Annotated in this window: 7 protein-coding genes; 6 read left to right on the top strand and 1 reads right to left on the bottom strand. The window is 66.6% G+C overall.

Annotated features, from left to right (window positions below):
* From ACXJKR_RS22555 to hemW, 5 genes are all read left to right on the top strand, one after another.
* The coding region (locus ACXJKR_RS22555) for a serine/threonine protein kinase (RefSeq protein WP_457324704.1) at positions 1-881 on the top strand (881 nt) is incomplete at its 5' end.
* The gene (locus tag ACXJKR_RS22560) at positions 881-1,789 is read left to right on the top strand and encodes a PP2C family protein-serine/threonine phosphatase (protein ID WP_056195341.1); all 909 of its coding nucleotides are present in this window, start codon (positions 881-883) and stop codon (positions 1,787-1,789) included. The genes ACXJKR_RS22555 and ACXJKR_RS22560, both read left to right, overlap by 1 nt.
* Before the next feature lie 13 nt (positions 1,790-1,802).
* Positions 1,803-2,531, top strand: coding sequence for a ribonuclease PH (gene rph / locus ACXJKR_RS22565; protein ID WP_457324705.1), 729 nt, complete (start codon positions 1,803-1,805; stop codon positions 2,529-2,531).
* The gene (gene rdgB / locus ACXJKR_RS22570) at positions 2,528-3,133 is read left to right on the top strand and encodes an RdgB/HAM1 family non-canonical purine NTP pyrophosphatase (protein ID WP_457324706.1); all 606 of its coding nucleotides are present in this window, start codon (positions 2,528-2,530) and stop codon (positions 3,131-3,133) included. Before rph ends, rdgB begins: the two co-directional genes overlap by 4 nt.
* 13 nt (positions 3,134-3,146) lie before the next feature.
* Positions 3,147-4,310: a radical SAM family heme chaperone HemW gene (gene hemW, locus ACXJKR_RS22575; RefSeq protein ID WP_457324709.1), complete on the top strand. Its 1,164-nt coding sequence runs from the start codon at positions 3,147-3,149 to the stop codon at positions 4,308-4,310.
* Here hemW and ACXJKR_RS22580 read toward each other — a convergent pair.
* On the bottom strand, positions 4,282-5,211 hold the full coding sequence (locus tag ACXJKR_RS22580) for a LysR substrate-binding domain-containing protein (protein WP_457324707.1): 930 nt from the start codon (positions 5,209-5,211) through the stop codon (positions 4,282-4,284). The two genes, hemW and ACXJKR_RS22580, sit on opposite strands and share 29 nt — an antisense overlap.
* A gap of 94 nt (positions 5,212-5,305) precedes the next feature.
* On the opposite strand from ACXJKR_RS22580, the gene ACXJKR_RS22585 reads away from it, so the two are divergent.
* Positions 5,306-5,611, top strand: coding sequence for a hypothetical protein (locus ACXJKR_RS22585; RefSeq protein WP_457324708.1), 306 nt, complete (start codon positions 5,306-5,308; stop codon positions 5,609-5,611).
* Positions 5,612-5,655 lie beyond the last annotated feature (44 nt).

A 5,655-nucleotide genomic window follows, 5' to 3' on the forward strand; every position in this document is an offset into this window, starting at 1 on the left:
GCGTGGTGTATCTCGCCGAGGATCCCGACCACCATCTGGTCGCATTGAAGGAATATCTGCCCTCGTCGCTGGCCGAACGTTCGCCCGGCGAACTGACCCCTCGCGTCAAGCCCGAGAAGCAACCGCTATACCGACTCGGCCTGAAGAGCTTCTTCGAAGAGGGCCGTTCGCTCGCGCAGATCTCGCACCCCAGCGTCGTCTCGGTGCTGAATTTCCTGCGCGAGAACGAAACTGTCTACATGGTCATGAACTACCTGCAGGGCGACACCCTGCAGGACTTCATCGTGACCGCGCGCGATATGAAGCGCGACAAGGTCTTCCGCGAGTCGACCATCCGCAGCCTCTTCGACGAGATCCTGCGCGGCCTGCGCATCGTCCATCAGCACAAGATGCTGCACCTGGACATCAAGCCGGCCAATATCTTCATCACCAATGACAACAAGGCCGTGCTGCTGGACTTCGGCGCCGCGCGCGAAGTGCTGAGCAAGGAAGGCAACTTCATCCGCCCGATGTACACGCCGGGCTTTGCTGCGCCCGAGATGTACCGCCGCGACGGTAGCTTGGGCCCCTGGACCGACATCTACGCCATCGGCGCCTGCATCTATGCCTGCATGCAGGGCTACCCGCCGAACGACGCGCCGCAGCGCCTGGAGAAGGACCGCCTGTCCTTGAGTCTGTCGCGCCTGCGCAATGTCTACTCCGACAACCTTCTCGAGGTGACCGAGTGGTGCATGTCGCTGGACGCGCTGTCGCGCCCGCAGAGCGTGTTTGCGCTGCAGAAGGAACTCGCTCGTGAGACTGAAAGGCGTTACACCAAGCTCAGCTTCAGTGAACGCCTCAAACTCCAGCTTGAAAACCTGAAGTCCGGAGCGAAAGCCTGATGCGATTCAATGTCTTCCAGGTCAGCCGTCGCGGTGGCCGTGAGACCAACGAAGACCGCATGGGCTATTGCTTCACGCGGGAGGCGGGACTGTTCGCGCTGGCTGACGGCATGGGCGGCCACCCGGAAGGTGAAGTCGCGGCCCAGATCGCGCTGCAGACGTTGGCCGCGCTGTTCCAGCAGGACGCCCGCCCGGTCATCGAAGACCCACAGCGCTTCCTGCAGGAAACCATCGTCATTGCCCATCAGCAGCTGCTGCGCTATGCCGAGAGCAAGGGCCTGCACGACACGCCGCGCACGACGGTCGTCGCCTGCATCCTGCAGGGCAACCAGGCCTGGTGGGCGCATTGCGGCGATTCGCGCCTGTATCTCGTGCGCGCCGGCAAGCTGATTGCCCGCACCCGCGACCATTCCTATTCCGAGTTGCAGGAAGCCCTGGGCCGCGTGTCCCGCGGCGGCGAGCCTTTCAATCGCAACGTGCTCTTCACCTGCCTGGGCAGCCCCGGCAAGCCCATGGTGGACTGCCAGGGGCCGCTCATCATGGAGGCCTCGGACCGCATCCTGCTGTGCTCCGACGGCCTGTGGGGCAGCGTGGAGGACGGCGAGATCGTTCAGCACATGGCTGACCAGGCCATTACCGAAGCTGTGCCCGAACTGGTCGAGCAGGCCCTGCGCCGCGGCGGCGCGCGCAGTGACAACGTCACCGTGCTGGCCGTCGAATGGGAAGGCGAGGGCGAGCCCAGCGGCGAGACCACGCAGAATCTCGGCAATTCCGGCTTTGCGTCCACCATCCAGGGCGCCCTGGACGCCGACCTTGTCGCCGGCATGGACGACGAGGAGATCGAGCGTTCGATACGCGAGATCAACGAAGTCATCCGCCAATCGGGCCGCGGCGCCAATCGCCGCTAACTCTCCTTTTCTCATGACCAAGACCTTCACGCGCAGCGCAGGCCGCGCCRCCAATCAATTGCGCCCGGTGCGCATCACCCGCGGTTTCACCGTGCATGCCGAGGGCTCGGTGCTGATCGAGTTCGGTGGCACCCGCGTGCTGTGCACGGCCTCGGTCGAGGAGCGCGTACCGCCGCACAAGCGCGGCTCGGGTGAAGGCTGGGTGACGGCCGAGTACGGCATGCTGCCGCGCGCCACCCACACCCGCGGCGACCGCGAGGCCGCCCGCGGCAAGCAGAGCGGCCGCACGCAGGAGATCCAGCGACTCATCGGCCGCTCACTGCGCGCGGTGTTCGACCTGAGCGCCCTCGGCGAGCGCACGATCACGCTGGACTGCGACGTGCTGCAGGCCGACGGCGGCACGCGCACGGCGGCCATCACCGGCGCCTTCGTCGCGGCCCAGGACGCCGTCAACAGGCTGCTGGCCGACAGCAAGCTGTCGCGCTCGCCGATCAAGGACACGGTGGCCGCCATCTCGGTCGGCATCGTCGACGGCGTGCCGCTGCTGGACCTTGAATACATCGAGGACGTGGCCTGCGACACCGACATGAACGTCGTCATGACGGGCTCGGGTGGCTTTGTCGAGCTGCAGGGCACGGCCGAGGGCGTGGTGTTCACGCGTGACGAGATGAATGCGCTGCTCGACCTGGCCGACAAGGGCATCCGCGAGCTGATCGAGGCCCAACAAGCCGCGCTGAAGTGAAGCTGGTTCTTGCCTCCAACAACGCGAAGAAGCTCGTCGAGCTGCAGGCGTTGTTCGCGCCGCTCGGTATCGAACTGGTGAATCAGGGCAGCCTGGGCATCCCGGAGGCCGAGGAGCCCTTTGAAACCTTTGCCGAGAACGCGCTGACCAAAGCCCGCCACGCCGCCAAGCTCAGCGGCCTGCCGGCGCTGGCCGACGATTCAGGCTTGAGCGTTGACGCTCTCGGCGGCGCGCCCGGCGTGCGTTCGGCACGTTACGCGCTGGATGCCGGCGGCGAGAAAAGCGACGCAGCCAACAATGAACGGTTGCTGCGCGAGATGGCCGGCATCGAGGATCGCCGGGCGCGCTTTGTCTGCGCCCTGGTGGCGGTGCGCAGCGCCGACGACCCCGAGCCACTGATCGCCATGGGCCGCTGGAGCGGCGAGATCCTGAAGGCGCCGAGCGGCGAGGGCGGCTTTGGCTACGACCCGCTGATGCACATCCCCGAGCTCGGCCAGACCGTGGCCAGCCTGGGCGCTGCGGTCAAGAACCAGCACAGCCACCGGGCGCTGGCCGCCGTGCACCTGATCCAGCAATTCCGCGAGGTCTGGCGGCTTGGCTGAGATCGTCCATCTGATGCGGCCGGGTACGCTGCAGTTGCCCGCGCTGCCCCCGCTTGCCCTCTACGTTCATCTGCCCTGGTGCTTGCGCAAATGCCCCTACTGCGACTTCAACTCGCATGAGGTCAAGGATGGCGCGTTGGCGGTCGACACGGCCGAGGCCTATCTCGCCGCGCTGCGCACCGACCTCGAAGCGGCGCTGCCGCTGATCTGGGGCCGGCCTGTCATCAGCATCTTCATCGGCGGCGGCACGCCCAGCCTGTTCAACCCCGAGCAGATCGCGCAGCTCATCTCGGATATCCGTGCACGCCTGCCGCTGGAGCCGGGCTGCGAGATCACGCTGGAGGCCAACCCCGGCACCTTCGAGCGCGAGCGCTTCAAGGGCTTTCGCCAGGCTGGCGTCACGCGCCTGTCGGTGGGCGTACAGAGCTTCGATGACGCGCAGCTGAAGACGCTTGGCCGCGTGCACAGCGCGAGCCAGGCACGCGAGGCGCTCACCGAGGCGGCTGCGGCGTTCGAGACCTTCAACCTCGACCTGATGTATGCGTTGCCCGGGCAGTCGCTGGACGACCTGTCGCGTGAGCTGGACGCTGCGCTGAGCTTCAAGCCACCGCACCTGTCCATCTACCACCTGACCATCGAACCCAACACGGTGTTCGCGACGCGCACGCCGGCCGGCCTGCCCGACCCTGACTTGGCCAGCGACATGCTGGACCTGATCACGGCGCGTACCGGCGCCACGGGGCTGTCGCGTTACGAGGTCTCGGCTTATGCCCGCGAGGGCCACCGCTGCCTGCACAACCTGAACTACTGGCAGTTCGGCGACTATCTCGGCATCGGCGCTGGCGCGCACAGCAAGCTGAGTTTCCCCAACCGCGTGCTGCGCCAGGTGCGCTGGCGTGAACCGGCGGCCTTCATGGCGCAGGCGAACAAGGTCAGCAACGAACACGAGGTGGCGCGCAAGGACCTGCCCTTCGAGTTCATGCTGAATGCGCTGCGGCTGAAGGAAGGCGTCACGCTGACGCAGTTCCTCGAGCGCACCGGGCTGCCTGTGTCGGCGATTGCGAAAGGCTTGGAGGTGGCCCGTGGCCGTGGCTTGCTGACCAGTGATGCGGCTCGCATCCAGCCAACCGAGCGAGGCTTCGACTTCCTCAGCGATCTGCAGCAGCTGTTTCTTTGAGTCGCTGCTGCAGCGCCGCGACCTCGGCGTGCAGCCAGTCGCAGAAGATGCGCACGGCCGGGTCGTCGCGCAGGGCCTCGGGGTAGACGACCTGGTAGTCACGCGTGGCGTCGTCATCTACGGCGTGAGTCGACAGCCGCACGAGCCGCCCGTCCAGCAGCGCGTCGGCGGCAAACAGCTCGCGCGTCAGGGCCACACCCATCCCTTGCTCGGCCGCCTGGCCCAGCATCGCGGCGTCATTGAAGGTCGCCACCGGCGTTGGCACAGCGCCCTTGTGGCCGACCTCGGCAAACCACTGTCGCCACAAATCGGCGTCGCCCATCAGCGGCTGCTGCGTCAAGAGTTCCGGCGTTGCGTCCACCAGGCGCTGCGCGAGCAGCGGCGCAGCGACCACGATGTGCGGCGAATGGAAGAGCGGCTCGCAGATCAACCCAGGCCAGCCCCCGCGGCCGATGCGCAGGCCGATGTGAAAGCCCTCGCGTTCCAGGTCCACCACCTGCTGGGATGAATGCAGGTCCAGCGTGATGCAGGGCTGCAGGGCTTGCCAGCGCGGCAGGCGGGGCAGCAGCCAACGCTGAGCGAACGAGGGCAGGGCGGTCACTCGCAGCGTCTGCGCGGCGCTCCCGTGCGCTTGCGCCGCCGCCAGCAGGCCCGCCTGCAAGGCAGCGAACACCTGTGTCACACCGCGCTGCAGCGCCTGCCCAGCCGGGTTCAGCGTCAGCCGCCGGCCCTGGCGAGTGAACAGCTCAAAGCCGAGCTGGGCCTCCAGGCCGCGGATCTGCTGGCTGACCGCGCTGTGCGTCAGGTGCAGGCTCTCGGCCGCGGCGCGCAGGTTCTCGGTCTGGGCCGCGGCACGAAAGGCAGCCAGGTAATGAAGGGGAAAACGGTCGAGTGAGGCCATCTGGTAAGCCAATCCAACCAATCAGTGAAGAAATAAGCGCTTCGTGGCGAGGCTCTGGATGCATAGCATAACCAGCACTTGAAGGAGACCCGCCATGATCACTCTGCCCCGCTGGATTGCTTTTGCCTCGTTTGCTGCCGTCCTCGTGCTCGCCACGACGAGCGCCCGGGCGTTCACGGATTCGAATGCTGAASTGAAGGAAGCGGCCGCGGAGCGCTCGAACCGCGTCATCGTGACTGGCAAGGCCGARCGGCCTGTGCAGACGGCCTGGGTGCCGACCGCGCCGAAGTCGCTGGACGGTTTCAAGCCGGTCTTCCCGGCCGACCCTGTGGTCGTCGCGCGTCACCGTCCGATGCTGCTGGCCAAGGCCGATGCGCCCGCCAGTGGTGGTAAACGTTGAAGCCCCCTCGTCCAAGGATTACCTTGGTCGGGACCGCGCTGCGG

The organism is Roseateles sp. P5_E11 (genome assembly GCF_054049355.1).

What these genes read in the sequence shown, in the direction of transcription:
- ACXJKR_RS22560 (WP_056195341.1), top strand. Translation starts at nt 881, where the DNA reads ATGCGATTCAATGTCTTCCAGGTCAGCCGTCGCGGTGGCCGTGAGACC.
- hemW (WP_457324709.1), top strand. Translation starts at nt 3,147, where the DNA reads ATGCGGCCGGGTACGCTGCAGTTGCCCGCGCTGCCCCCGCTTGCCCTC.
- ACXJKR_RS22580 (WP_457324707.1), bottom strand. Translation starts at nt 5,211, where the DNA reads ATGGCCTCACTCGACCGTTTTCCCCTTCATTACCTGGCTGCCTTTCGT.